Annotated in this window: 23 protein-coding genes; 14 read left to right on the top strand and 9 right to left on the bottom strand. The window is 64.9% G+C overall.

All coding sequences use genetic code 11. The features are described 5' to 3' along the window. Window positions 1-104 precede the first annotated feature (104 nt). Window positions 105-1322, top strand: coding sequence for a tryptophan synthase subunit beta (trpB, locus tag PSEEN_RS00175; protein WP_011531493.1), 1218 nt, complete (start codon window positions 105-107; stop codon window positions 1320-1322). After that, window positions 1319-2128, top strand: a complete 810-nt coding sequence (trpA, locus tag PSEEN_RS00170) for a tryptophan synthase subunit alpha (RefSeq protein ID WP_011531492.1) — start codon at window positions 1319-1321, stop codon at window positions 2126-2128. Before trpB ends, trpA begins: the two co-directional genes overlap by 4 nt. A gap of 100 nt (window positions 2129-2228) precedes the next feature. Here trpA and PSEEN_RS00165 read toward each other — a convergent pair whose 3' ends face one another. Together PSEEN_RS00165 and PSEEN_RS00160 are read right to left on the bottom strand one after the other, a co-directional pair. Beyond that, complete coding sequence (locus PSEEN_RS00165; RefSeq protein WP_011531491.1) at window positions 2229-2561, bottom strand: DOPA 4,5-dioxygenase family protein; 333 nt, start codon at window positions 2559-2561, stop codon at window positions 2229-2231. Between the two features lie 130 nt (window positions 2562-2691). After that, entirely contained in the window at window positions 2692-3588 is an 897-nt protein-coding gene (locus tag PSEEN_RS00160) for a choline sulfate utilization transcriptional regulator (RefSeq protein WP_011531490.1), read from the bottom strand. A gap of 109 nt (window positions 3589-3697) precedes the next feature. On the opposite strand from PSEEN_RS00160, the gene betC reads away from it, so the two are divergent. The 3 genes from betC to PSEEN_RS00145 all read left to right on the top strand — a co-directional run bounded on the left by betC (window position 3698) and on the right by PSEEN_RS00145 (window position 7869). After that, window positions 3698-5215, top strand: coding sequence for a choline-sulfatase (gene betC, locus PSEEN_RS00155; RefSeq protein ID WP_011531489.1), 1518 nt, complete (start codon window positions 3698-3700; stop codon window positions 5213-5215). 14 nt (window positions 5216-5229) lie between these two features. Continuing rightward, window positions 5230-6153 (top strand): choline ABC transporter substrate-binding protein, encoded by a 924-nt coding sequence (gene choX / locus PSEEN_RS00150; protein ID WP_011531488.1) that lies wholly within the window; start codon window positions 5230-5232, stop codon window positions 6151-6153. A gap of 150 nt (window positions 6154-6303) precedes the next feature. After that, a complete protein-coding gene (locus tag PSEEN_RS00145) occupies window positions 6304-7869 on the top strand; it encodes a SulP family inorganic anion transporter (RefSeq protein WP_011531487.1) in 1566 nt (521 codons plus the stop codon). A gap of 318 nt (window positions 7870-8187) precedes the next feature. Here the strand turns inward: PSEEN_RS00145 and aroE are convergent, their stop codons facing one another. After that, window positions 8188-9012 carry a shikimate dehydrogenase gene (gene aroE / locus PSEEN_RS00140; protein WP_044487548.1) on the bottom strand — a complete coding sequence of 275 codons (825 nt, stop codon included), beginning with the start codon at window positions 9010-9012 and terminating at the stop codon, window positions 8188-8190. Between the two features lie 25 nt (window positions 9013-9037). Then, the gene (gene hemF, locus PSEEN_RS00135; RefSeq protein WP_011531485.1) at window positions 9038-9949 is read right to left on the bottom strand and encodes an oxygen-dependent coproporphyrinogen oxidase; all 912 of its coding nucleotides are present in this window, start codon (window positions 9947-9949) and stop codon (window positions 9038-9040) included. A 132-nt stretch (window positions 9950-10081) separates the two neighbouring features. Between hemF and PSEEN_RS00130 the strand changes: the two genes are divergently transcribed. Next, window positions 10082-11059 (top strand): NADPH:quinone reductase, encoded by a 978-nt coding sequence (locus PSEEN_RS00130; protein ID WP_011531484.1) that lies wholly within the window; start codon window positions 10082-10084, stop codon window positions 11057-11059. 97 nt (window positions 11060-11156) lie between these two features. On the opposite strand, the gene PSEEN_RS00125 is transcribed toward PSEEN_RS00130, so the two are convergent. From PSEEN_RS00125 to dprA, 3 genes are all read right to left on the bottom strand, one after another. Beyond that, complete coding sequence (locus tag PSEEN_RS00125) at window positions 11157-11468, bottom strand: hypothetical protein (RefSeq protein ID WP_011531483.1); 312 nt, start codon at window positions 11466-11468, stop codon at window positions 11157-11159. A gap of 456 nt (window positions 11469-11924) precedes the next feature. Beyond that, complete coding sequence (gene tsaC / locus PSEEN_RS00120; RefSeq protein ID WP_011531482.1) at window positions 11925-12482, bottom strand: L-threonylcarbamoyladenylate synthase type 1 TsaC; 558 nt, start codon at window positions 12480-12482, stop codon at window positions 11925-11927. A gap of 39 nt (window positions 12483-12521) precedes the next feature. Beyond that, window positions 12522-13619 (bottom strand): DNA-processing protein DprA, encoded by a 1098-nt coding sequence (dprA, locus tag PSEEN_RS00115; RefSeq protein WP_011531481.1) that lies wholly within the window; start codon window positions 13617-13619, stop codon window positions 12522-12524. Between the two features lie 207 nt (window positions 13620-13826). Here dprA and def point away from each other — a divergent pair, with 207 nt between their 5' ends. The 5 genes from def (at window position 13827) to PSEEN_RS00090 (ending at window position 18355) form a co-directional block, all read left to right on the top strand. Further along, window positions 13827-14333, top strand: a complete 507-nt coding sequence (gene def / locus PSEEN_RS00110) for a peptide deformylase (RefSeq protein WP_011531480.1) — start codon at window positions 13827-13829, stop codon at window positions 14331-14333. A gap of 63 nt (window positions 14334-14396) precedes the next feature. Further along, window positions 14397-15329 carry a methionyl-tRNA formyltransferase gene (fmt, locus tag PSEEN_RS00105; protein WP_011531479.1) on the top strand — a complete coding sequence of 311 codons (933 nt, stop codon included), beginning with the start codon at window positions 14397-14399 and terminating at the stop codon, window positions 15327-15329. Next, window positions 15326-16636, top strand: coding sequence for a 16S rRNA (cytosine(967)-C(5))-methyltransferase RsmB (gene rsmB, locus PSEEN_RS00100; RefSeq protein ID WP_011531478.1), 1311 nt, complete (start codon window positions 15326-15328; stop codon window positions 16634-16636). Before fmt ends, rsmB begins: the two co-directional genes overlap by 4 nt. Window positions 16637-16661: 25 nt before the next feature. Further along, the gene (gene trkA, locus PSEEN_RS00095; protein ID WP_011531477.1) at window positions 16662-18035 is read left to right on the top strand and encodes a Trk system potassium transporter TrkA; all 1374 of its coding nucleotides are present in this window, start codon (window positions 16662-16664) and stop codon (window positions 18033-18035) included. Window positions 18036-18046: 11 nt separating this feature from the next. Beyond that, window positions 18047-18355, top strand: a complete 309-nt coding sequence (locus PSEEN_RS00090) for a tetratricopeptide repeat protein (RefSeq protein ID WP_011531476.1) — start codon at window positions 18047-18049, stop codon at window positions 18353-18355. Window positions 18356-18478: 123 nt separating this feature from the next. Here PSEEN_RS00090 and PSEEN_RS00085 read toward each other — a convergent pair whose 3' ends face one another. Further along, window positions 18479-19366 carry a lysophospholipid acyltransferase gene (locus PSEEN_RS00085; protein WP_011531475.1) on the bottom strand — a complete coding sequence of 296 codons (888 nt, stop codon included), beginning with the start codon at window positions 19364-19366 and terminating at the stop codon, window positions 18479-18481. A gap of 41 nt (window positions 19367-19407) precedes the next feature. Continuing rightward, entirely contained in the window at window positions 19408-19959 is a 552-nt protein-coding gene (locus PSEEN_RS00080; RefSeq protein WP_011531474.1) for a DNA-3-methyladenine glycosylase I, read from the bottom strand. An 84-nt stretch (window positions 19960-20043) separates the two neighbouring features. Here PSEEN_RS00080 and glyQ point away from each other — a divergent pair, with 84 nt between their 5' ends. From glyQ to gmhB, 3 genes are read left to right on the top strand one after another with little or no spacing between them, the layout of a single operon-like run. After that, on the top strand, window positions 20044-20991 hold the full coding sequence (gene glyQ, locus PSEEN_RS00075; RefSeq protein WP_011531473.1) for a glycine--tRNA ligase subunit alpha: 948 nt from the start codon (window positions 20044-20046) through the stop codon (window positions 20989-20991). Further along, window positions 20988-23042, top strand: coding sequence for a glycine--tRNA ligase subunit beta (gene glyS, locus PSEEN_RS00070; RefSeq protein WP_011531472.1), 2055 nt, complete (start codon window positions 20988-20990; stop codon window positions 23040-23042). Before glyQ ends, glyS begins: the two co-directional genes overlap by 4 nt. A gap of 4 nt (window positions 23043-23046) precedes the next feature. Then, complete coding sequence (gmhB, locus tag PSEEN_RS00065) at window positions 23047-23574, top strand: D-glycero-beta-D-manno-heptose 1,7-bisphosphate 7-phosphatase (protein WP_011531471.1); 528 nt, start codon at window positions 23047-23049, stop codon at window positions 23572-23574. The last annotated feature ends 34 nt before the right edge of the window (window positions 23575-23608 follow it).

Here is a 23608-nt window from a genome sequence, read left to right as displayed (position 1 = left end):
GTGAGTTTTCCTGACAGGTTTGCGCAATCTTATCGGTTTTCAGCTAGCCGCGTCGTGGTTAGAGTAAAGCCCATCACTCATCCCATTACGCCCTGGAGCGCCCCATGACCCAGACCCAATACCGCGCCGGCCCCGATGCCAACGGCCTGTTCGGCTCGTTCGGCGGCCGCTACGTGGCCGAAACCCTGATGCCCCTGGTGCTGGACCTGGCCCGCGAATACGAAGCCGCCAAGGCCGACCCCAAGTTCCTCGAAGAACTCGCCTACTTCCAGCGCGACTACATCGGCCGCCCCAACCCGCTGTACTTCGCCGAGCGCCTGACCGAGCACTGCGGCGGCGCGAAGATCTTCTTCAAGCGTGAAGAGCTCAACCACACCGGCGCGCACAAGGTGAACAACTGCATCGGCCAGGTGCTGCTGGCCAAGCGCATGGGCAAGAAACGCCTGATCGCCGAGACCGGCGCCGGCATGCACGGTGTGGCCACCGCCACCGTCGCCGCGCGCTTCGGCCTGCCTTGCGTGATCTACATGGGTGCCACCGACATTGAGCGCCAGCAGGCCAACGTGTTCCGCATGAAGCTGCTGGGCGCCGAGATCGTCCCGGTCACCGCCGGCACCGGCACCCTCAAGGACGCCATGAACGAGGCCCTGCGCGACTGGGTCACCAACGTCGAGGACACCTTCTACCTGATCGGCACCGTGGCCGGCCCGCACCCGTACCCGGCGATGGTCCGCGACTTCCAGTCGATCATCGGCAAGGAAACCCGCGCCCAGCTGCAGGAGAAGGAAGGGCGCCTGCCCGACAGCCTGATCGCCTGCGTCGGCGGCGGCTCCAATGCCATGGGCCTGTTCCACGACTTCCTCGATGATGCCAGTGTGCAGATCATCGGCGTCGAAGCCGGCGGTCACGGCGTGCACACCGACAAGCACGCGGCCAGCCTCAACGGCGGCGTGCCGGGCGTACTGCACGGCAACCGCACCTACCTGCTGCAGGACGACGACGGCCAGATCACCGACGCCCACTCGATCTCGGCAGGCCTGGACTACCCTGGCATCGGCCCGGAGCACGCCTACCTGCATGAAGTGAAGCGTGTGGAGTACGTCAGCATCACCGACGACGAAGCACTCGACGCCTTCCACGCCACCTGCCGCCTGGAAGGCATCATCCCGGCGCTGGAAAGCTCCCACGCCCTGGCCGAGGCGATCAAGCGCGCGCCGAAGCTGCCCAAGGACCACCTGATGGTGATCTGCCTGTCCGGTCGCGGCGACAAGGACATGCAAACCGTGATGAACCACATGGCCGCCCAGGAGAAACAGGCATGAGCCGTCTCGAACAACGCTTCGCCGAATTGAAGGCCGAAGGCCGCTCCGCCCTGGTCACCTTCGTCACCGCCGGCGACCCGGGCTACGACGCCTCGCTGGAGATCCTCAAGGGCCTGCCGGCCGCTGGCGCCGATGTGATCGAACTGGGCATGCCGTTCACCGACCCGATGGCCGACGGCGTCGCTATCCAGCTCGCCACCCTGCGTGCCCTGGAAGCCGGTCAGACACTGGCCAAGACCCTGCAGATGGTTCGCGAATTCCGTGTCGGCAACCAGACCACGCCCATCGTGCTGATGGGTTACTACAACCCGATCCACCGTTTCGGCGTTGAGCAGTTCGTCGCCGAGGCGAAAGAGGCGGGCGTAGACGGCCTGATCATCGTCGACCTGCCTCCGGAGCACGACGCCGAACTGGCCACCCCAGCCCAGGCCGCAGGCATCGACTTCATCCGCCTGACCACCCCGACTACCGACGATGCGCGCCTGCCGCGCGTGCTGGAGCGCAGCTCCGGGTTCGTCTACTACGTGTCGGTGGCCGGGGTGACCGGTGCGGGCTCGGCGACCACCGAACATGTGACCGAAGCCATTGCGCGCCTGCGCCGGCATACCGACCTGCCGATCAGCGTCGGTTTCGGCATCCGCACACCGGAGCAGGCTGCTGCCATTGCCCGCCTGGCTGATGGCGTGGTGGTCGGTTCGGCGCTGGTCGACAAGATCGCCCAGGCCAAGGATGCCGGCCAGGCGGTGAAGGATGTGTTGAGCCTGTGCTCGGCGCTGGCCGACGGCGTACGCGCCGCTCGCGTCTGATTCGCGTCGTCTTGTTCGCCGGCAAGGCCGGCTCCTACAGGTATACGACGATCATCTGTAGGAGCCGGCCTTGCCGGCGAACAGCGTCAGCCGGCGCAACCTAACCTTCGAAGATCGAAAGATCCAACGGCCTGATCGCTCCCATCCAGATCGCATGATCGCGGTGATCCGCCAGCTCATCCCCGGTTTCCGGGTGCAGGAACACCACCAGCCCCTTGCGATACAGCGCCAGCCACGGCAACACCACACCCACCACCTCCGGCCCGAAGGCCAGCTGACAGCTCCAGTCCGGGTGCGGCCCGACCGGCTTCTGGTGCATGCGCCCCATGGTCACGGGGAACAGCCGCGTCGCCTCCTCGCACAGCTCACGGGCCTGTTCCATGGTCGATGCGTCGTAGTACACGTGGGCGTGATAGCCCTTGATCCTTTGCACGGTGGCTCCTGATAGCGGTCATGCGAACATCTCGAAGTCTACGCCATCCCTGTAGGAGCGGCTTCAGCCGCGATCACCCACGCAGTGGGTGCCAGACACCGCGTTGCCTGCATCGCGGCTGAAGCCGCTCCTACAGGCGCTCATGCTCCAGCCAATCCACGAACCGATGGATCAGCGCCCCACGCCGTTTGCGCTGCGGCAGCACCACGTAGTACCCCCGCGCCGACCGCAAACTGCCTTCCATAGGCCGACACAACAACCCTTGCTCGACCAGCCCATCGACCAGGTGTGCCCAGCCAATCGCCACGCCTTGCCCGGCAATCGCCGCCTGAATCAGCAGCGTGTAGTTATCGAACCGCAGTTGCCCGGACGGAGGAGGGCTGTCCACGCCAAGCCCCCGAAACACCCCCGCCCAATCGAACCAGCGACTGGCCTGCTCACCCTTCAGATGCAGCAACGGCAATCGTTGCAAAGCCACGGCTGACAAGGGTTTGCCATGAATCAGCCGTGGGCTGCAGACCGGGAAGACCTCCTCGTCAAACAACCAGCGGCTCTCGCCCTGATGGAAACGCCCATCGCCAAACAGCACCGCCACATCGATGTCCGGGCGCAACATCCCCTGGCTGCGCTCGCCGGTCACCAGGCTCACGTCCACCTGTGGATTGGCCTCGTGAAAACGCTGCAAGCGCGGCATTAGCCAGAACGCGGCAAAGGCGAAGTCGGTGGCCACCTGCAACACCTCGCGCTGCCCACGACCACTGGCCTGGGCAACACCATCATCCATGGCCTGCAACCCCTGATGTACCTGTTCGAACAGCAGCTGGCCCGCTTCGGTCAGCTCGATGCCCCGGTAGATACGGTCGAACAACCGCGTTCCCAACTGCGCCTCCAGGCGCTTTACCTGCTGGCTCACCGCCGGCTGCGTGGTGCCCAGCTCCACGGCGGCAGCGGTAAAGCCGCGCAGACGTGCGGCGGCCTCGAACACGCGCAAGGCATCGAGGGACAGGTCGGCAAGGTGCTCAAACATAAGCTTGGCTAACCCCAGTCATTGCCCGGCATGGGCTTTACCCACGTTATCCACAGCACCATGCTGGATTGCAAGCGTTCACCATAATCCTCGACGATGGAAGGGCACCATGAAACAACCCAACATCCTGTTCATCATGGCCGACCAGATGGCCGCGCCGCTGCTGCCGATCTACACCCCATCGCCGATCAAGATGCCCAACCTGGCGCGCCTCGCCGAGCAGGCCGTGGTGTTCGACTCCGCCTACTGCAACAGCCCGCTGTGCGCGCCCTCGCGCTTCACCCTGGTCAGCGGCCAGTTGCCCAGCCGCATCGGCGCCTACGACAACGCCGCCGACTTTCCTGCCGACATTCCGACTTACGCCCACTACCTGCGCCGCCTCGGCTACCGCACCGCGCTCTCGGGCAAGATGCACTTCTGCGGCCCGGACCAGCTGCACGGCTACGAGGAGCGCCTGACCAGCGACATCTACCCGGCCGACTACGGCTGGGCGGTGAACTGGGACGCGCCAGACCAACGCCCGAGCTGGTACCACAACATGTCCTCGGTGCTGCAGGCCGGGCCGTGCGTACGCACCAACCAGCTGGATTTCGATGAGGAAGTGGTGTTCAAGGCACGCCAGTATCTCTACGACCATGTGCGCGAAGACCATGGCCGGCCTTTCTGCCTGACCGTGTCGATGACCCACCCCCACGACCCGTACACCATCCCCAAACGCTACTGGGATCTCTACGAGGCTGTGGATATCCCGCTGCCCCGCGACGTGATCGCCCAAAGCCAGCAAGACCCGCATTCGCAACGCCTGCTCAAGGTCTACGACCTGTGGGACAAGCCGCTGCCCGTGGACAAGATCCGCGATGCCCGCCGCGCCTACTTCGGCGCCTGCAGCTACATCGACGACAATATCGGCCTGCTTGTGCAGACGCTGGAAGACTGCGGCCTGGCCGACGACACCCTGATCGTCTTCTCCGGCGACCACGGCGACATGCTTGGCGAGCGAGGGCTCTGGTACAAGATGCACTGGTTCGAGATGTCGGCGCGGGTGCCGCTGCTGATCCACGCGCCCAAGCGCTTCGCACCCGCGCGGATCAGCGCCAGCGTATCCACCTGCGACCTGCTGCCGACCCTGGTCGAACTGGCCGGCGGCGCTGTGGATAAAGACCTGCACCTGGACGGCCGCTCACTGCTCGGGCACCTGCAAGGGCAGGGCGGGCATGACGAGGTGATCGGCGAATACATGGCCGAGGGTACCGTCGGCCCGCTGATGATGATCCGCCGCGGCGCCTACAAGTTCGTGTACAGCGAAGACGACCCCTGTTTACTCTACGACCTGAGCCGCGACCCGCACGAGCGGGAGAACCTCACCGGCAGCCCGGACCACCAGGTGCTGCTGCAGGCATTTGTCGATGAAGCGAAGCAACGCTGGGATATCCCCAGCCTGCGCCAGCAGGTGCTGGCCAGCCAGCGCCGCCGCCGCCTGGTGGCCGAGGCGCTGGCCATCGGCACGCTGAAAAGCTGGGACCACCAACCCTTGGTGGACGCCAGCCAACAGTACATGCGCAACCACATCGATCTCGACGACCTCGAGCGCAAGGCACGTTATCCACAGCCCGCACCCCTGGATTGAGAAGAGAGGCCGCCATGCAGAAGTTCTCCACCGCCGTGCTCGCCCTGGCCCTGAGCCTGGGCACGGCCCACGCCGCCGACGGCAACGTGCAATGCAGCACCGTGAAACTGGCCGACCCTGGCTGGAGCGATATCGCCAGTACCAACGCCGTCGCTCGCCTGCTCCTGGAAAACCTGGGCTACCAGGTGAAGATCGACAGCCTGGCCGTGCCGATAATCTACGGCGGCCTGAAGGACGGCCGGGTGGACGCCTTTCTCGGCAACTGGATGCCGGCGCAGCAGGGCTTTCATGACAAATTCATCGCCAATGGCGACGTGCAGCAGCTGGCGCGCAACCTGGAGGGCACCGAGTTCACCCTGGCGGTGCCCGATTATGTGTGGGAAGCCGGCGTGAAGGACTTCGCCGACCTGCACAAGTACGCTGACAAGTTCGACAAGAAGCTCTACGGCATCGGCTCCGGCGCGCCGGCCAACCTGTCGCTGAAGGAGATCATCGACAAGAACGACTTCGCGCTTGGGCAGTGGAAGCTGGTCGAATCCAGCGAGCAGGCGATGCTGGCCCAGGTGGACCGGGCGGTGAAAAAGCAGCAGTTCATCACCTTCCTGGGCTGGACCCCGCATCCGATGAACGTGAAGTTGAAGATGCATTACCTCACGGGTGGCGAACAATGGTTTGGCAGCAAAGGCGATGTGTACACGCTGACCCGCAAGGGCTATCCACAGGCTTGCCCGAATGCAGCGAAGTTGCTGAGCAACCTGACGTTCACGCTGGAGATGGAGAACAGCATCATGGCCGAGGTTGTGGATAAGAAGGTGAGCTTTGATGAAGCGGCCAGGAGGTGGGTGAAGGCTCATCCGGAATTGCTGGACGGTTGGCTGGCCGGAGTGACCTCCAAGGACGGTGGAGATGCATCAGAAGTGCTCAAGGCCAAGCTCTGAGTTTCGTCTGTTAGGCTGCTGGGGCCGCTTTGCGGCCCTTTCGCGGCACAAGGCCGCTCCTACAGGCGAGCGCGAATCCCTGTAGGAGCGGCCTTGTGCCGCGAAACGAGGGCAAAGCCCTCGCCTGCGATCTCAAATCAGGACCACCCCATGCCCCGTCCACACCACCTGCTGCCCTTCCTCGCCTGGCTCCCCCGCCAATCGGGTCGCAGCCTGCGCCAGGACCTGCTGGTAGGCCTGAGCGGCGCCATCCTCGCCCTGCCGCAATCGATCGCCTACGCCCTGATCGCCGGCCTGCCCGCCGAATACGGCCTGTACGCCGCCATCGTGCCGGTGCTGGTCGCCTGCCTGTGGGGCTCGTCCTGGCACCTGATCTGCGGCCCCACCGCCGCCATTTCCATCGTCCTCTATGCCAGCATCAGCCCACTGGCCGTGGCCGGCAGCGCCGACTACGTGACCCTGGTGCTGCTGCTGACCTTCCTCGGCGGCGTCTTCCAGCTCATGCTGGGGCTGCTGCGCTTCGGCGCGCTGGTCAACTTCGTCTCCCATTCGGTGGTGCTGGGCTTCACCCTCGGTGCTGCCATCGTCATCGCGCTGGGGCAACTGCCCAATCTGCTGGGCCTGGACCTGCCAAGCCAGGCCACGGCTCTGAAGACCGTGCAGGAACTGACCGGCCATGTTGGTGAGGTGGACATGCCATCGCTGATTCTGGGACTGAGCACCCTGGTGATTGGCGTGGTGTTGAAGCTATGGCGCCCGCGCTGGCCGAGCCTGTTGATAAGTTTGCTGCTGGTCAGCCTGGCGGCCTGGCTGTTGCCCGGCGTGTTCGGCCATGTACCACGCGTGCCCGCTTTCGTCGGCCAGTTGCCACCGCTCAGCCCGCTGCCGTTACTCGATGTGGAACTTATCCTGCGCCTGCTGCCCAGTGCCGTGGCTGTCGGCATGCTCGGGCTGGTCACCAGCCTGTCCATCGCCCGTTCCCTGTCCGCCCGTTCCGAGCAACTGATCGACGCCAACCAGGAGATCCGCGCCCAGGGCCTGTCGAACATCGTCGGGGCATTGTTCTCCGGCTATCTGTCCTCCGGCTCCTTTACCCGCTCCGGGCTCAGCTACGACGCAGGCGCCCGCTCGCCATTGGCCGGAGTGTTCTCGGCGCTGTGGGTGACGCTGTTCGCGGTCGCTGGTGCCGGGCTGATCGCTCATCTGCCGATCCCGGCGATGGCGGGCAGCATCCTACTGATCTGCTGGGGGCTGGTGGACCATCGCGGCATCCGCGCGCTGTTCCGGGTCAGCCGTTCGGAGTTCCTGGTAATGGCGCTGACCGCCGCCGCGACGCTGCTGCTGGAGCTGCAAACGGCGATCTACGCCGGGGTGCTGGCATCGCTGTTCTTCTACCTCAAGCGCACTTCGCGGCCACGGGTGCAGCAGAGCCGGGAAGGGGAGGCGGATGTGTTGCGGGTGGGCGGGTCGATCTTCTTCGGCGCGGCGCATTACCTGCAGGTGCGCTTGCAGCGCTGCCAGGGGCCGCATGTGGTGATCGATGCGCGGCAGGTGAACTTCATCGATTACTCGGGTGTGGATATGTTGCACCGCGAGGCGCGGCGGTTGCTGCGCAATGGCGGGAGCCTGACATTGCGGCGAGCGCGGCCGCAGGTGATAGAGGAACTGCAGAAGCTGGAAGGCCTGGCGAGCTGCCCAATACGCTTCGAGGGCTGACGGTCAACTGGCATTTCTGTCAGTTGCGTGCAACGTGCAGGCAGTGAAAGAGTGAATAACGCTCATTCACTGCGGAGCACGCCATGAGTAGTTGCGTTTATTTCGCACTGGCACTGGTGCCATTACTGGCCGCGCCTAACAGCGGTGCTGCGGAAAACTGCTGGAGCGTTGCCGATGCACAGGCACGTATTGCCCGCCTGGAAAGCAATATGACCGCACGCGAACCCTACACCGGCATGACGCAATCCGCAGCAAAACTCGCTCACTACCGTCAGCAGGTCGAACTGGAGCACCAATTCATCCGACAACGCTCCGACGTCAACTGCGCGCCAATTGCCGACGCAGTTCATCCAGCACAGGCGCCGTGTCCGGACGCACCCCCCGCCAGATAAAGAACGCCTCGGCTGCCTGCTCGGCCAGCATCCCCAGCCCATCAAGCACCTTGGCCGCCCCCAGCTTGCTCGCCCACTGGCAGAAAGGCGTCGGCTCCTTGCCATACATCATGTCGTAGCAGACCGTGCGCCCCGCCTCGACCAGGCTGTCGGCAATCGGCGGCAACTCGCCGGCCAGGCTCGCCGAGGTGGCATTGATGATCACGTCCACCGGCTCCTGCAACCAGCTGAAACCACTGGCCACCACCGGCCCAAGTTCATCGAACTCCCGCGCCAGCTGCTCGGCTTTCTCAACGGTACGGTTGGCGATCACCAGCGATTGCGGGTTGTGCGCCAGGATCGGCTCCAGCACACCGCGTACCGCGCCACCGGCGCCAAGGATAAGGATGCGCTTGCCCGCCAAGGTCACCCCGGCGTTTACCGTCAGGTCCCGCACCAGCCCCGCGCCGTCGGTGTTGTCACCCTGCAGGGTGCCGTCGGCCAGCTTGGTCAGGGTATTCACCGCGCCTGCACGCTGTGCCCTTGGGGTAAGGCTGTCACACAAGCGATAGGCCTCTTCCTTGAACGGTACGGTGACGTTGGCGCCGCTGCCTTGCTTGAAGAAGCCTGTGGCGCAGTCACTGAACTCGTCCAGCGGCGCGAGCAGGGTGGCGTACTCCAGGTCCTGGCCGGTCTGGTCGGCGAACAGGCGGTGGATCAGCGGCGACTTGCTGTGGCCGATGGGGTTGCCGAATACGACGTACTGGTCCATGGGGGCTCCTCGGTTATCCACAGGCTTACTGGGCGAGCCAGTCGCGGTCCTGCAGGAAATAGTCGGTCAGGCGCGCTTCCTCGCTGCCAGGCTCGGCTTTCCAATCGTATCCCCAACGTACCTGCGGCGGCAGCGACATCAGGATCGACTCGGTGCGGCCACCGGACTGCAAACCGAACAGCGTGCCACGGTCGTAGACCAGGTTGAACTCAACGTAGCGGCCACGGCGGTATTCCTGGAATTCACGCTGCTTGGCGGTATACGGCGTGTCCTTGCGGCGCTGGATGATCGGCAGGTAGGCGTCGACGTAGGCGTCGCCGATGGCGCGCATGAAGGCGAAGCAGGTGTCGAAGTCCCACTCGTTCAGGTCATCGAAGAACAGGCCGCCAATGCCGCGCGGCTCGCCACGGTGCTTGAGGTGGAAGTAGCGGTCGCACCAGGCCTTGTAGCGTGGATAGACATCGGCGCCGAACGGCGCGCAGGCCTGTTCGGCAACGCGGTGCCAGTGGACGCAATCTTCCTCGTTGCCGTAGTACGGGGTCAGGTCGAAGCCGCCGCCGAACCACCACACGGCCTCTTCGCCTTCTTTTTCGGCGATGAAGAAGCGCACGTTGGCGTGGGAAGTCGGTACGTGCGGGTTGTGCGGGTGGATCACCAGCGACACGCCCAGGGCCTCGAAGCCACGGCCCGCCAGCTCCGGGCGGTGGGCACTGGCCGACGGTGGCAGGCCGGCGCCGAACACGTGGGAGAAGTTCACCCCGCCTTTCTCGATCACCTTGCCCTCGCCGATCACCCGCGTGCGACCGCCGCCACCGGCATCGCGCACCCAGGCATCCTCGACGAAGCGGGCGCCGCCGTCTTCGGTTTCGAGGGCAGAGCAGATGCGGTCTTGCAGGTCGAGCAGGTAGGCTTTTACGGCCTCGGTGCGGCTGGTCATCGGGTCACCTGGAAGGAGCGGGAAAATTCGCCGCGTAGCATACCACCGGCCGACGCCGCGTCGCAGTTGACGGCGGTCAAGCAAAGGCGTCCGATAGAAGGCCTTTGCGACCCTCGACGACAGGAGTGTGTGATGGCCAAGCGTATCCAGTTCAGCCAGCATGGCGGCCCGGAAGTCCTGCAACTGGTGGAGTTCGACCCGGCACCGCCCGGCCCGCAGCAGGTGCGGGTGCGTAACCATGCGATCGGTTTGAACTTCATCGACACCTATTTCCGCAGCGGGCTGTATGCGCCGCCAGCTCTACCTTCCGGGCTGGGCACTGAAGCGGCCGGCGTGGTCGAGGCGGTGGGCGAGGGTGTCAGCCGGATCAAGGTCGGCGACCGCGTGGCGTACGCCGGTGGGCCGCTTGGGGCCTACAGCGAGGTGCATACGTTGCCAGAGGCCAATCTGGTGAAGCTGCCCGAAGCGATCAGCTTCGAACAGGCGGCGGCGGTGATGCTCAAGGGGCTGACCACGCAATACCTGCTCAAGCAGACCTATGCCGTGCAGCCGGGGGACTTCGTGCTGTTCCATGCCGCCGCTGGCGGTGTGGGCTCGCTGGCGTGCCAGTGGGCCAAGGCGCTGGGCGCGAAGCTGATCGGCACCGTGAGTTCTCCTGAGAAAGCCGAACGGGCCAAGGCGCTCGGGGCCTGGGCGACCATCGACTACAGCCAAGAAGACGTGGCCAAGCGTGTGCTGGAACTGACCGACGGTCAAAAGTGCTCGGTGGTGTATGACGGCGTGGGGGCGGATACCTGGCTGACCTCGCTGGATTGCCTGAGGCCGCGAGGGTTGATGGTGAGCTTCGGCAATGCCTCCGGCGCGGTGAGCGGGGTCAACTTGGGGATCCTGTCGCAAAAGGGGTCGTTGTATGTCACCCGGCCGACACTGGGGAGCTACGCCAACAATGCCGAGAACACCCAGGCCATGGCCGATGACCTGTTCGCGATGATCGCCAGTGGCAAGCTGGTTGTGGATATCCAGCAGCGGTATCCGTTGAGCGAGGCGGCCAAGGCGCAGGCGGAGTTGTCGGCGCGGCGGACGGTCGGCTCGACTGTTTTGCTGCCTTGAGATCCTGGGGCCGCTTTGCGGCCCTTCGCCGGCAAGCCGGCTCCTACAGGGATTACGCCGCCCCCGTAGGAGCCGGCTTGCCGGCGAACACGGCAGCTCAGCCAACAGGCCTATCGGCTGCCGGCGCGGACTCGATGCCATCGAGCATCGCCTCCACCAACCCCTCCGCCATTTCCAGCGAATGCAGGCTCGACCAGTACATGCCACGCCCCTCGTCGCGCAGGTGGTCGAGTGCCTTGATGCCGGTGTCGTAGGCACAGCGCAGGTAGAGCGCTACGTGTACCAGGGCGTCGTGGGCTTCGATGTTGGGGTTTACGGTGAAGAGTGGAGGGTGGCCGGCGTCGCAGCGGCCGAAGGGGTGAGTTGTGGTGTTAGGAAGTGGTGGATCGGGGACAATCTTTTTGGTCATGGCAACCTCTACCAGAGTAGGGCTGACACCTCGTCCGTTACCACACGAATGGGTGGCAGCTGTACACGGGGTGGTAAACCGGGGAGGTACCAGACCCGGCAGGCTCGAAAGCCTCCCGCGCACAGCCGCCATAGACGACTCTGATACCTTCCTGTTACCGGGTTACCACACCCGATCGCCAAGTTATTCGGCGACGGTCTGGAGCCTAGAGGCAGGAGTTCCCACTGAGAAGGTAATGGCGGTCGACAGACTGCGTAGGATATTTCTCTGAATTCAGAATGGGCAGCCATCTGGGTGGAAATCAGAAAAATCGGCGGGGAATTCTGGGGCCGCTTTGCGGCCCTTTCGCGACACAAGGCCGCTCCCACAGATGCCAGCGCCAAGCCTGAGAGCTGCGCTGTATCTGTGGGAGCGGCCTTGTGTCGCGATACGAGGGCGAAGCCCTCGCCAGCGGTATCAGCCCGGGCGCACAACCTCGCCGGTCGCCAGGTCGCGAATCAGGCTCGGGTTCTTCCGCCCACCCAACGCCCCACCCAGCACCATGTCCAGCTCGTTGTGGAAGTACTGCTCCACCCGCAACCTACTCTTGGCCGCCGGCCGCCCGGCCGGGTTGCAGGAGGTAGAGATCAACGGCCCGACCAACGCGCACAGCTCGCGCACCTGTGGGTGATCGCTGACCCGCAGCGCCACGGTGTCGTGCTGCCCGGTCACCCACTCGGGCAACAGGTCCTGGTGCGGCACCAGCCAGGTGTTCGGCCCCGGCCAAGTAGCGCTCATGCGATCAATCCAATCCTGCGGGAAATCCTCGAACAGAAAGTCGAACTGGCGGATGTTGTCGGCGATCAGGATCAGCCCTTTATCCACAGGCCGCGACTTGAGCGCCAGCAGGCGATACACCGCGTCCTCGTTCCACGGGTCGCAGCCCAGGCCCCAGACCGCTTCCGTCGGATAGGCGATCACCGCACCCGCCTTCACCTCGCGCGCGGCTTGCTGCACACGCCAACTGCTCACCATTTTCCGTCTCTCCGCATAAACGCCGTGCGCGCAGTGTACTTAGCCGGCACGGGCAAACCAACGCCCGGCTTCATTGCTGACCCGGCCTTCGAGCTCCAGCTCGGTCAGGCTGGCCAGTACCTGGGCCAGCGGCAGGCCGCTGCTGTGGGCCAGGCCCTCGCTGGTCTGGGGCGCGGCATGAAGCAGGGCGAGGAGGGGGTGAGCGGGTTTATCCACAACAGCGGGCGGCAGGTTCTGCCAGCCGCCCAGGCTGTCGAGGATCTGCTCCACGCTTTCCACCAGCAGGGCGCCATCGCGGATCAACTGGTGGCAGCCTTTGACGCCAGGGTGGTGGATGGAGCCTGGAATCGCATACACCTCCCGCCCCTGTTCGGCAGCAAGCCTCGCGGTGATCAACGAGCCGCTGGCCAGGCTGGCCTCGACCACCAGTACACCCAGCGACAAGCCACTGATGATCCGATTGCGCCGTGGGAAGTTACCCGCCAGCGGCCCGGCGTCCAGCGGGTACTCGGAAACCAGCGCGCTACCGCTGTCGATCATCATCCGTGCCAAGTCACGATGGCGCTGTGGATAACATTTTTGCAACCCCGTGCCCAGCACCCCGATCGTGTACCCACCGGCCTTCAACGCGGCCCGATGAGCGGCACCGTCCACGCCCAGCGCCAGCCCGCTGGTGATGGTGAACCCGGCCTGGGAAAGGCAACGGGAAAACGCGCCCGCCGTATCCAGCGCCGGGGGTGAAGCACGCCTGCTGCCCACAATCGCAAGCTGCGGTCGCTCGAGCAAAGCAGGGTTTCCAGCGACGAACAGCAAGGGCGGCGGATCGTCTATCTCGGCCAGCAACGCCGGGTAGCCAGGCTCGTCCCACATCAGTAAATGCTGGCCCGGCCGCTCTAACCAGGCCATTGCGGCCAATGCCCCATCGCGCACTTCAGGGCTGCGCCGGGCGTCGATACTGGCTGCCGGCAGCCCCAGGGCACGCCAGGCACTTGCTGGCGCAGTGAGCGCCGACGAGGCGCTGCCGAAAGCTTCGATGAGGGTGTGAAAACGACGCAGCCCGGCATCGGGAAGCCGATGCAGACGCAACCGCGCCTCGAGTTCGGCAGGCGAACAAGGCGACGAACGGGGTTCGGTCATAGGGGATCATCCTTGATCGACAGGGGCCAACGGCGTGGCACAACCTGTGGATAACTTTGTTGATAATACTTTGACAAGCTGTCCATGGAATGGGCTTTCCAGCGCCCATTCACACCCTAGCCAAGCTTCGCAGGTGCCGAACGCCCCATTTCCCTTTATTATGTGTGCTCAGTTTTCAACCGACCGCACAGTGACTGCCTGCCCCCTATGGCCATCTTGAACATTCTCGAATTCCCCGATCCGCGCCTGCGCACCATTGCCAAACCGGTAACGGAGTTCGACGACGCCCTGCGCCAGTTGATCGACGACATGTTCGAGACCATGTACGAAGCCCCTGGCATCGGCCTGGCGGCCACCCAGGTCAACGTGCACAAGCAGGTCGTGGTGATGGACCTGAGCGAAGACCGCAGCGAACCGCGCGTCTTCATCAACCCCACGGTCGAGGAGCTGACCCACGACATGGGCCAGTACCAGGAAGGCTGCCTGTCGGTGCCCGGCTTCTACGAAAACGTAGACCGCCCGCTGCGTGTGCGGGTCAAGGCCCAGGACCGCGACGGCAAGCCCTATGAACTCGAAGCCGAAGGCCTGCTGGCCGTATGCGTGCAGCACGAGTTCGACCACCTCAACGGCAAGCTGTTCGTCGACTACCTGTCCCAGCTCAAACGCGACCGGATCAAGAAGAAGCTGGAAAAGCAGCACCGCCAGCAAGCCTGATCCCCACCTTCCAGAAGGCTTGCTCCGGCAAGCCTTTTTCTTTTTCAAGGAAGCGAGAACTCCATGCGCATCGTCTTCGCAGGCACTCCAGAGTTTGCCGCCGAACACCTCAAGGCCCTGCTCGACAGCCCGTACGAGATCGTGGCCGTCTACACCCAGCCCGACCGCCCGGCTGGCCGTGGCCAGAAGCTCATGCCGAGCGCAGTGAAGGCACTGGCCGTTGCCCACGACATCCCGGTGTACCAGCCGCAGACCCTGCGCAACCCCGAGGCGCAAGCCGAGCTCGCCGCGCTCAAGCCGGACCTGATGGTGGTGGTCGCCTATGGCCTGATCCTGCCGCAAGTGGTGCTGGATATTCCGCGCCTGGGTTGCATCAACAGCCATGCCTCCCTGCTGCCGCGCTGGCGCGGGGCGGCGCCGATCCAGCGTGCCGTGGAAGCCGGCGACGCCGAGAGCGGCGTGACCGTGATGCGTATGGAAGCGGGCCTGGATACCGGCCCGATGTTGCTCAAGGTGGTTACCCCGATCAGCGCCGAGGACACTGGCGGCACCCTGCACGACCGCCTCGCCGCCATGGGCCCGGGCGCCGTGGTGCAGGCCATCGCCGGCCTGGCCGACGGTTCGCTGCAAGGTGAAGTACAGGACGATACCCTGGCCACTTATGCACACAAGCTGAACAAGGACGAGGCGCGCATCGACTGGAACCGCCCAGCCGTCGAACTGGAACGCCTGATCCGTGCCTTCAACCCGTGGCCGGTGTGCCACAGCACCCTCGACGGCGAAAGCGTGAAGGTGCTGGCCGCCAACTTGTCCACAGGCAAGGGCACTCCTGGTGAGATCCTCTCCGCCAGCAAGGACGGCCTGGTCGTCGCCTGCGGTGATGGCGCCCTGAGCCTGACCCGCCTGCAACTGCCCGGCGGCAAGGCCCTGGCCTTCAGCGACCTGTTCAACAGCCGCCGCGAGAAGTTCGCCGGTGGCAAGGTGCTCGGCCAATGAACCCACGCCTGGCCGCCGCCCGTGCCCTTGCCGCCGTGCTCAGCGGCAAGGCCTCGCTGAACAGCTCGCTGCCGGCGCAACTGGACAAGGTCGACGAGCGCGACCGTGGCCTGACCCAGGACCTAGCCTTCGGCACCGCCCGCTGGCAGCCACGCCTGGACCTGCTGGCCGCGCAACTGCTGCAGAAGCCGTTCAAGGCCGCCGATGCCGATGTGCAGGCGCTGCTGCTGGTCGGCCTGTACCAGCTGTTCTACACGCGCATCCCGGCACACGCCGCCCTCGGCGAGACCGTCGGCTGCGCCGACAAGCTCAAGAAGCCATGGGCCAAGGGCCTGCTCAACGCCGTGCTGCGCCGCGCCCAGCGTGAAGGCGAGGAACTGCTCGCCAGCATGGAACGCGACCCGGTGGTGCGCACCGCCCACCCGCGCTGGCTGCAGAAGTCGCTGAAAGCCTTCTGGCCGGAGCAGTGGGAAGCCATCTGCGCCGCCAACAACGCCCACCCGCCGATGATTCTGCGGGTCAATCGCCGCCACCACAGCCGTGACGCCTACCTGTCGTTGCTGGCCGAGGCCGGCATCCAGGCCAGCGCCTGCCAGTTCAGCCGTGACGGCATCGTCCTGGCCGAAGCCTGCGACGTGCGTGGCCTGCCGGGCTTCGCCGACGGTTGGGTGAGCGTGCAGGACGAAGCCGCGCAGCTGTCCGCCGACCTGCTGGAACTGGCCCCCGGCCAGCGCGTGCTCGACGCCTGCTGCGCCCCGGGCGGCAAGACCTGCCACCTACTGGAAGCCGAACCCGGCCTGGCCCACATGGTCGCCATCGACCTGGAAGCCAAGCGACTGGCCCGCGTGCGCGAGAACCTCGACCGCCTGAAGCTCGACGCGGAGCTGATCGCCTGCGACGCCCGTGACACCGCCAGCTGGTGGGACGGCAAGCCATTCCAGCGCATCCTGCTCGACGCGCCATGCTCGGCCACCGGTGTGATCCGCCGTCACCCGGACATCAAGCTGACCCGTCAGGCCGAGGACATCCCGGCCCTGGCCACGCTGCAAGGCGAGCTGCTCGATGCCCTGTGGCCGACCCTGGAAGTGGGCGGCATGTTGCTCTACGCCACCTGCTCGAGCCTGCCGACCGAGAACACCGAAGTGATCGACGCCTTCCTCGCCCGCACCCCCGGTGCCCGCGAGCTGGACCTGGCCACCGAAGCCGGCCTGCGCCAGCCCCACGGCCGCCAGCTGCTGGCCCAGGAAGGCGGCCATGACGGGTTCTATTACGCCAAACTGATCAAGATCGCCGCTTCGCGCGGGTAAGAACAAAAAGGGTAGGGAGTAGCGGATGAAGATCATCATCCTCGGCGCAGGGCAGGTGGGCGGCACGCTGGCGGAACACCTGGCCAGCGAAGCCAACGACATCACCGTGGTCGACACCGACAGCGAGCGCCTGCGCGACCTGGGCGACCGCCTGGACATCCGCACCGTGCAGGGCCGCGCGTCGCTGCCGACGGTACTGCGCCAGGCCGGCGCCGACGACGCCGACATGCTGGTGGCGGTAACCAACAGTGACGAGACCAACATGGTCGCCTGCCAGGTCGCCTACTCGCTGTTCCACACCCCGACCAAGATCGCCCGGGTACGCGAGTCGGCCTACCTCACCCGTGAAGAGCTGTTCGACAACGACCACATCCCGGTGGACGTGCTGATCAGCCCCGAGCAGGTGGTGACCAACTACATCAAGCGCCTGATCGAACACCCAGGTTCGCTGCAGGTGATCGACTTCGCCGAGGGCAAGGCCCAGCTGGTGGCGGTCCGGGCCTACTACGGCGGCCCGCTGGTGGGCCAGCAACTGCGCCAGATCCGCGCCCACATGCCCAATGTCGACACCCGCGTGGCGGCGATCTTCCGCCGCGACCGGCCGATCACCCCGCAGGGCGACACGGTGATCGAGGCCGACGACGAAGTGTTCTTCATCGCCGCGAAGAAGGACATCCGCGCAGTGATGGGTGAGCTGCGTCGCATCGACGAGACCAACAAGCGCGTGGTCATCGCCGGTGGCGGGCAGATCGGCGAGCGCCTGGCCGAGGCCATCGAGAGCCGCTACCAGGTGAAGATCATCGAGATGAACCCGGCACGCTGCCGCCACCTCTCGGAAAACCTCGAGAGCACCGTGGTGCTCCAAGGCAGTGCGTCCGACCGGGACCTGATGCTCGAAGAAAACATCGCCGACGCCGACATCTTCCTGGCCCTGACCAACGACGACGAGGCCAACATCATGTCGTCGCTGCTGGCCAAGCGCTTGGGTGCGCGCAAGGTGATGACCATCATCAACAACCCGGCCTACGTCGACCTGGTGCAGGGCGGCGAGATCGACATCGCCATCAGCCCGCAGCTGGCCACCATCGGCACCTTGCTGGCCCACGTGCGCCGCGGCGATATCGTCAGCGTGCACTCGCTGCGCCGGGGCGCGGCCGAGGCCATCGAGGCGGTGGCCCATGGCGATTCGAAGTCGAGCAAGGTGGTGGGCAAGGCCATCGAGGACATCTCGTTGCCGCCAGGCACCACCATCGGCGCGATCATCCGCGACGAGGAAGTGCTGATCGCCCACGATGACACGGTGATCGCGTCGGGCGACCATGTGATCCTGTTCGTTGTGGATAAAAAGCAGATTCGAGACGTGGAGAAACTGTTCCACGTGGGCCTGAGTTTCTTCTAGGGAGAGACGTGATGCGTGAATCGCTGGAGAAAATGCTGGCCAAGGGTGTGGATAACCCGCTGCTGCGGTTCGGGCTGGGCAAGGCCTGGCTGGACGAGGGCAATGGCGCTGAAGCGGCGGTGCACCTGGCGGCTTGTGTGCGGCAGGATCCGAAGTACTCGGCGGCGTGGAAGCTGCTGGGGAAGGCGTATCAGCTCAGCGGCGATCTGGCTGGCGCGCGCACGGCCTGGGAAGAGGGGATCGTCGCGGCGCAGGCCCATGGCGACAAGCAGGCCGAGAAAGAGATGACCGTTTTCCTCAAGAAGCTCAACAAGGCTTGAGATCGCCGGGGCTGCTATGCAGCCCATCGCGACACAAGGCCGCTCCCACATTGATCGACATATGCAGGGCCTCTGTGGGAGCGGCCTTGCGTCGCGAAAGGGGCGCAAAGCGCCCCCAGGTTCTCAATACCAGCGCGCCTCGCCCGCCGGGCGCTTCTTGAAGCGCTTCATGCTCCACATGTACTGGCTCGGATACTCGCGCACATAACGCTCGACCACCTTGCTCATGGCCGCCGCCGCTACCGTCACATCCTCGCTGTACATCTCTTCCGGCGCCGCCTCGAGGAACACCTTGAAGCCTGACCCATCCGGCAACCGCAGGGCATGCAGGAACACCCCGACCGCCTTGCCGCCGGCCAGCATGTTCGGCACGAACTTGCTGGTCAGTGCCTGGGTACCGAGGAACGGCACGAACACACCCGCCGACTCGGCCGGCTCCGGATCCGCGGGAATCCCCACCTGCCCACCCCGGCGCACTTCCTTGATCACGCTGAGAATGCCTTCCTTGGTCGAGGGCGCCACGCGGTTGCCCATCTGCACGCGCTGCTCACGCAGCAGGTCATCCACCGCCTTCAACTTGGGCGGGCGATAGAAGATGATCGGTTTGCACTGGTTGCAATAGAAGTGGTTGAGCACTTCCCAGTTGCCCAGGTGGCTGGTGATGCCCACCACGCCCTTGCCCGAGGCCAGGGCCTGCTCCAGCACTTCCAGGCCGTGCACTTCCTTGACCAGTTCCAGCGAGCGCTGCGGTGGCCAGATCCAGGCGCAGGCGCTCTCGACGAACGACTTGCCGATATCCTTCAACGCACGACCCACCAGTTGCTCGCGCTCAACCGGGTCCATCTCCGGGAAACACTTGGCCAGGTTGATGCGCACGACATTGCGCGAGCCATTGGGGACTTTCCACATAAGCCAGCCGATACCGGCGCCGACGCGCTGCACAGCGCCCCAGGGCAGCTTGGCAAACAGGCGCAGCACCCCGACCATCAGGGCGCCCTTGAACTTTTCCACAGGCGAATTCCTTATTTCAGCAAGGCGCGCATTGTACCCCGTCAGCGCGCCAGCGCGGCGTAGCGATCACAGTCGGTGGTGTGGTCCATGACCATGCCGGTGGCCTGCATGAAGGCGTAGCAGATGGTCGGGCCAACGAACGTGAAGCCGGCCTTCTGCAGGGCCTTGCTCATGGCCTTGGCTTCGTCGGTCACCGCCGGCACATCGTTGCGGGTGGCGAAATGGTTGATCTTCGGTTGCCCACCGACGAACGACCACAGCCACTCGGCGGGGTTATCCACAGCCAGCCAGGCCTCGGCGTTGCGGCGCACGGCCTTGAGCTTGAGGCGGTTGCGGATGATGCCCGCGTCGAGCATCAACGCCTCGATGCGTTCATCGCTCAAGCGCGCCAGTTGCACCGGGTCGAACCCGTGCAGCACTTCACGATAACGCTCACGTTTCTTCAATACGGTGATCCACGAGAGCCCCGCCTGGAACCCTTCGAGCAAAAGCATCTCGAAGAGCAACGCCGGGTCGCGCTGCGGCGTTCCCCACTCGTGGTCGTGATAGGCCTCGTACAAAGGATCGTCGGAACACCAAAAGCAGCGTGGCATAAGGCTCCAATTACGTAGAGGGCGAGGCGAATCGGGTTATACTCCCGCTCTTTACATCCGCATCCCCAGATACAGGTGAATTTCGTGAGCCAGCCTACGCCAGCCGTGCGTACCTTCCAAGACCTGATCCTCGCCCTGCAGAACTACTGGGCCGAGCAAGGTTGTGTGGTGCTTCAGCCCTACGATATGGAAGTAGGCGCCGGCACTTTCCATACCGCCACCTTCCTGCGCGCCGTGGGCCCGGAGACGTGGAACGCCGCCTATGTGCAGCCTAGCCGTCGCCCCGCCGACGGACGGTATGGTGAAAACCCCAACCGCCTGCAGCACTACTACCAGTTCCAGGTGGTGCTCAAGCCGAACCCGGCCAACTTCCAGGAGCTGTACCTCGGCTCGCTGAAAGCCATCGGCCTGGACCCGCTGGTTCACGACATCCGTTTCGTCGAAGACAACTGGGAATCGCCAACCCTGGGCGCCTGGGGCCTGGGCTGGGAAATCTGGCTGAACGGCATGGAGGTGACCCAGTTCACCTACTTCCAGCAGGTCGGCGGCATCGAGTGCTACCCGGTCACCGGTGAAATCACCTACGGCCTGGAGCGCCTGGCCATGTACCTGCAGGGCGTGGACTCGGTCTACGACCTGGTGTGGGCCGACGGCCCGTTCGGCAAGGTCACCTACGGCGACGTGTTCCACCAGAACGAAGTGGAGCAGTCGACCTACAACTTCGAGCACGCCAACGTCGAGAAACTGTTCGAGCTGTTCGACTTCTATGAGAGCGAAGCGAACCGCCTGATCAAGCTGGACCTGCCGCTGCCCACCTACGAAATGGTCCTGAAGGCCTCGCACACCTTCAACCTGCTGGACGCCCGCCGCGCCATCTCGGTGACCGAGCGCCAGCGCTACATCCTGCGCGTACGCACGCTCGCCCGTGACGTGGCGCAAAGCTACCTGCAAGCCCGCGCACGCCTGGGCTTCCCGATGGCTTCTCCTGAACTGCGTGACGAAGTGTTGGCTAAGCTGGAGGCTGCACAATGAGTGCTCAAGATTTCCTGGTTGAACTGGGCACCGAAGAGCTGCCACCGAAGGCCCTGGCCTCGTTGGGCGATGCGTTCCTCGCCGGCATCGAGAAAGGCTTGCAGGCCGCCGGCCTGAACTACACCAGCAAGCAGGTCTACGCCGCGCCGCGCCGCCTGGCCGTGCTGCTGCGCCAGCTGGACGTGCAACAGCCGGATCGCAGCATCAACATCGACGGCCCGCCCCGCCAGGCGGCCTTCGACGCCGAAGGCAACCCGACTCAAGCCGCCCTGGGCTTCGCCAAGAAGTGCGGCGTGGAGCTGTCGGACATCGACCAGAGCGGCCCGAAGCTGCGCTTCTCGCAGCACATTCCGGGCAAGGCCACCGCCAGCCTGCTGCCCACCATCGTTGAGGATTCGCTCAACGACCTGCCGATCCCCAAGCGCATGCACTGGGGCGCCAGCCGTGAAGAGTTCGTGCGCCCGACGCAATGGCTGGTGATGCTGCTCGGCGACCAGGTCGTCGACTGCACCATCCTCGCCCAGAAAGCCGGCCGTGAATCCCGTGGCCACCGCTTCCACCACCCTGAGAACGTGGTCATCACCACCCCGGCCAACTACGTCGAAGACCTGCGCAAAGCCTACGTGCTGGCCGACTTCGCCGAGCGTCGCGAGCTGATCAGCAAGCGCACCGCGGAACTGGCCATGCAGCAGGAAGGCTCGGCCATCGTGCCGCCGGCGCTGCTGGACGAAGTGACCGCCCTGGTCGAGTGGCCGGTGCCGCTGGTGTGCTCGTTCGAGGAGCGTTTCCTCGAGGTGCCGCAGGAAGCCCTGATCACCACCATGCAGGACAACCAGAAGTACTTCTGCCTGCTGGACAGTGAAGGCAAGCTGCTGCCGCGCTTCATCACCGTGGCCAACGTCGAGAGCCGCGATCCGAAGCAGATCGTCGAAGGCAACGAGAAGGTCGTGCGCCCACGCCTGACCGACGCCGAGTTCTTCTTCAAGCAAGACAAGAAGCAACCGCTGGAAAGCTTCAACGAGCGCCTGAAGAACGTGGTGTTCCAGGCTCAGCTGGGCACCGTGTTCGACAAGGCCGAGCGCGTGTCGAAACTGGCTGCCTTCATTGCCCCGTACATCGGCGGCAGCGCCGCCAACGCTGGCCGTGCCGGCCTGCTGTCCAAGTGCGACCTGGCCTCGGAGATGGTCGGTGAATTCCCTGAAATGCAGGGTATCGCCGGCTACTACTACGCCCTCAACGACGGTGAGCCGCAAGACGTCGCCCTGGCACTGAACGAGCAGTACATGCCGCGCGGCGCTGGCGCCGAGCTGCCGCAAACCCTCACCGGTGCCGCCGTGGCCATCGCCGACAAGCTCGACACCCTGGTCGGCATCTTCGGCATCGGCATGCTGCCCACCGGCAGCAAGGATCCGTACGCCCTGCGCCGTGCCGCCCTGGGCGTGCTGCGCATCCTGATCGAGAAACAGCTGGACCTGGACCTGACCACCGCGGTCGAGTTCGCGGTCAAGCAGTTCGGCACCAAGGTGAAGGCTGCCGGCTTGTCCGAGCAGGTGCTGGAGTTCATCTTCGACCGCCTGCGCGCGCGTTACGAAGACGAAGGCATCGACGTTGCCACCTACCTGTCGGTGCGTGCCCTGAAGCCGGGCTCGGCCCTGGACTTCGACCAGCGCGTACAGGCCGTGCAGGCCTTCCGCAAGCTGCCGGAAGCCAATGCCCTGGCTGCGGCGAACAAGCGCGTGTCGAACCTGCTGGGCAAGGCCGAAGGCGCCATCGCCGACCAGGTCGAGCCCAAGTACTTCGACAACGCCAACGAGTTCTCGCTGTACTCGGCCATCCAGCAGGCCGACCAGGCCGTGCAGCCGATGGCCTCCGCGCGCCAGTACAACGAAGCCCTGGCCCGCCTGGCCGCCCTGCGCGACCCGGTAGACGCCTTCTTCGAAGCGGTACTGGTCAACGCCGAGGACGCCAAGGTACGCGCCAACCGTTATGCCCTGCTCAGCCGCCTGCGCGGCCTGTTCCTGGGCGTGGCCGATATCTCGCTGCTGGGGTAAGTCGTTGAAACTGCTGATTCTTGATCGAGACGGAGTGATCAACCACGACTCCGACGCCTACATCAAGTCGCTGGAGGAGTGGGTTCCCATTCCCGGCTCGATCGAGGCCATCGCGCAGTTGAGCAAGGCGGGCTGGACGGTGGCTGTTGCCACCAACCAGTCCGGCATTGCCCGTGGCTACTACCCGCTGGAAACCCTCGAGGCCATGCATGCGCGCCTGCGCGCGCTGGTGGCCGAGCTGGGCGGCGAGGTTGGCTTGATCGTGCATTGCCCGCACGGCCCGGATGAAGGCTGCGATTGCCGCAAGCCCAAGCCCGGCATGCTGCGGGCAATCGCCGAGCACTACCAGGTACCGCTGGCCGGCGTATGGTTCGTCGGCGACAGCAAAGGTGACCTGGAGGCGGCCCTGGCCGTCGATGCACAACCCGTGTTGGTAAAAACCGGCAAGGGCGAAAGGACCCTGGAAAAAGGCGTCCCGGAAACTACACTGATTTTCGACGATCTGGCAGCCATCGCCAGAGAACTTATTTAAATGAGTGCGCCAGGAACGGCGCACTTTTCATTAG

Origin of the sequence: Pseudomonas entomophila L48 (assembly GCF_000026105.1) — a bacterium.
GTDB lineage: Bacteria > Pseudomonadota > Gammaproteobacteria > Pseudomonadales > Pseudomonadaceae > Aquipseudomonas > Aquipseudomonas entomophila.
The sequence above is the reverse complement of the archived record's forward strand: the minus strand, read 5'-3'. Positions and strand labels throughout refer to the sequence as shown.

What these genes read in the sequence shown, in the direction of transcription:
- trpB (WP_011531493.1), top strand. Translation starts at nt 105, where the DNA reads ATGACCCAGACCCAATACCGCGCCGGCCCCGATGCCAACGGCCTGTTC.
- trpA (WP_011531492.1), top strand. Translation starts at nt 1,319, where the DNA reads ATGAGCCGTCTCGAACAACGCTTCGCCGAATTGAAGGCCGAAGGCCGC.
- PSEEN_RS00160 (WP_011531490.1), bottom strand. Translation starts at nt 3,588, where the DNA reads ATGTTTGAGCACCTTGCCGACCTGTCCCTCGATGCCTTGCGCGTGTTC.
- betC (WP_011531489.1), top strand. Translation starts at nt 3,698, where the DNA reads ATGAAACAACCCAACATCCTGTTCATCATGGCCGACCAGATGGCCGCG.
- choX (WP_011531488.1), top strand. Translation starts at nt 5,230, where the DNA reads ATGCAGAAGTTCTCCACCGCCGTGCTCGCCCTGGCCCTGAGCCTGGGC.
- PSEEN_RS00145 (WP_011531487.1), top strand. Translation starts at nt 6,304, where the DNA reads ATGCCCCGTCCACACCACCTGCTGCCCTTCCTCGCCTGGCTCCCCCGC.
- aroE (WP_044487548.1), bottom strand. Translation starts at nt 9,012, where the DNA reads ATGGACCAGTACGTCGTATTCGGCAACCCCATCGGCCACAGCAAGTCG.
- hemF (WP_011531485.1), bottom strand. Translation starts at nt 9,949, where the DNA reads ATGACCAGCCGCACCGAGGCCGTAAAAGCCTACCTGCTCGACCTGCAA.
- PSEEN_RS00130 (WP_011531484.1), top strand. Translation starts at nt 10,082, where the DNA reads ATGGCCAAGCGTATCCAGTTCAGCCAGCATGGCGGCCCGGAAGTCCTG.
- PSEEN_RS00125 (WP_011531483.1), bottom strand. Translation starts at nt 11,468, where the DNA reads ATGACCAAAAAGATTGTCCCCGATCCACCACTTCCTAACACCACAACT.
- tsaC (WP_011531482.1), bottom strand. Translation starts at nt 12,482, where the DNA reads ATGGTGAGCAGTTGGCGTGTGCAGCAAGCCGCGCGCGAGGTGAAGGCG.
- dprA (WP_011531481.1), bottom strand. Translation starts at nt 13,619, where the DNA reads ATGACCGAACCCCGTTCGTCGCCTTGTTCGCCTGCCGAACTCGAGGCG.
- def (WP_011531480.1), top strand. Translation starts at nt 13,827, where the DNA reads ATGGCCATCTTGAACATTCTCGAATTCCCCGATCCGCGCCTGCGCACC.
- fmt (WP_011531479.1), top strand. Translation starts at nt 14,397, where the DNA reads ATGCGCATCGTCTTCGCAGGCACTCCAGAGTTTGCCGCCGAACACCTC.
- rsmB (WP_011531478.1), top strand. Translation starts at nt 15,326, where the DNA reads ATGAACCCACGCCTGGCCGCCGCCCGTGCCCTTGCCGCCGTGCTCAGC.
- trkA (WP_011531477.1), top strand. Translation starts at nt 16,662, where the DNA reads ATGAAGATCATCATCCTCGGCGCAGGGCAGGTGGGCGGCACGCTGGCG.
- PSEEN_RS00090 (WP_011531476.1), top strand. Translation starts at nt 18,047, where the DNA reads ATGCGTGAATCGCTGGAGAAAATGCTGGCCAAGGGTGTGGATAACCCG.
- PSEEN_RS00080 (WP_011531474.1), bottom strand. Translation starts at nt 19,959, where the DNA reads ATGCCACGCTGCTTTTGGTGTTCCGACGATCCTTTGTACGAGGCCTAT.
- glyS (WP_011531472.1), top strand. Translation starts at nt 20,988, where the DNA reads ATGAGTGCTCAAGATTTCCTGGTTGAACTGGGCACCGAAGAGCTGCCA.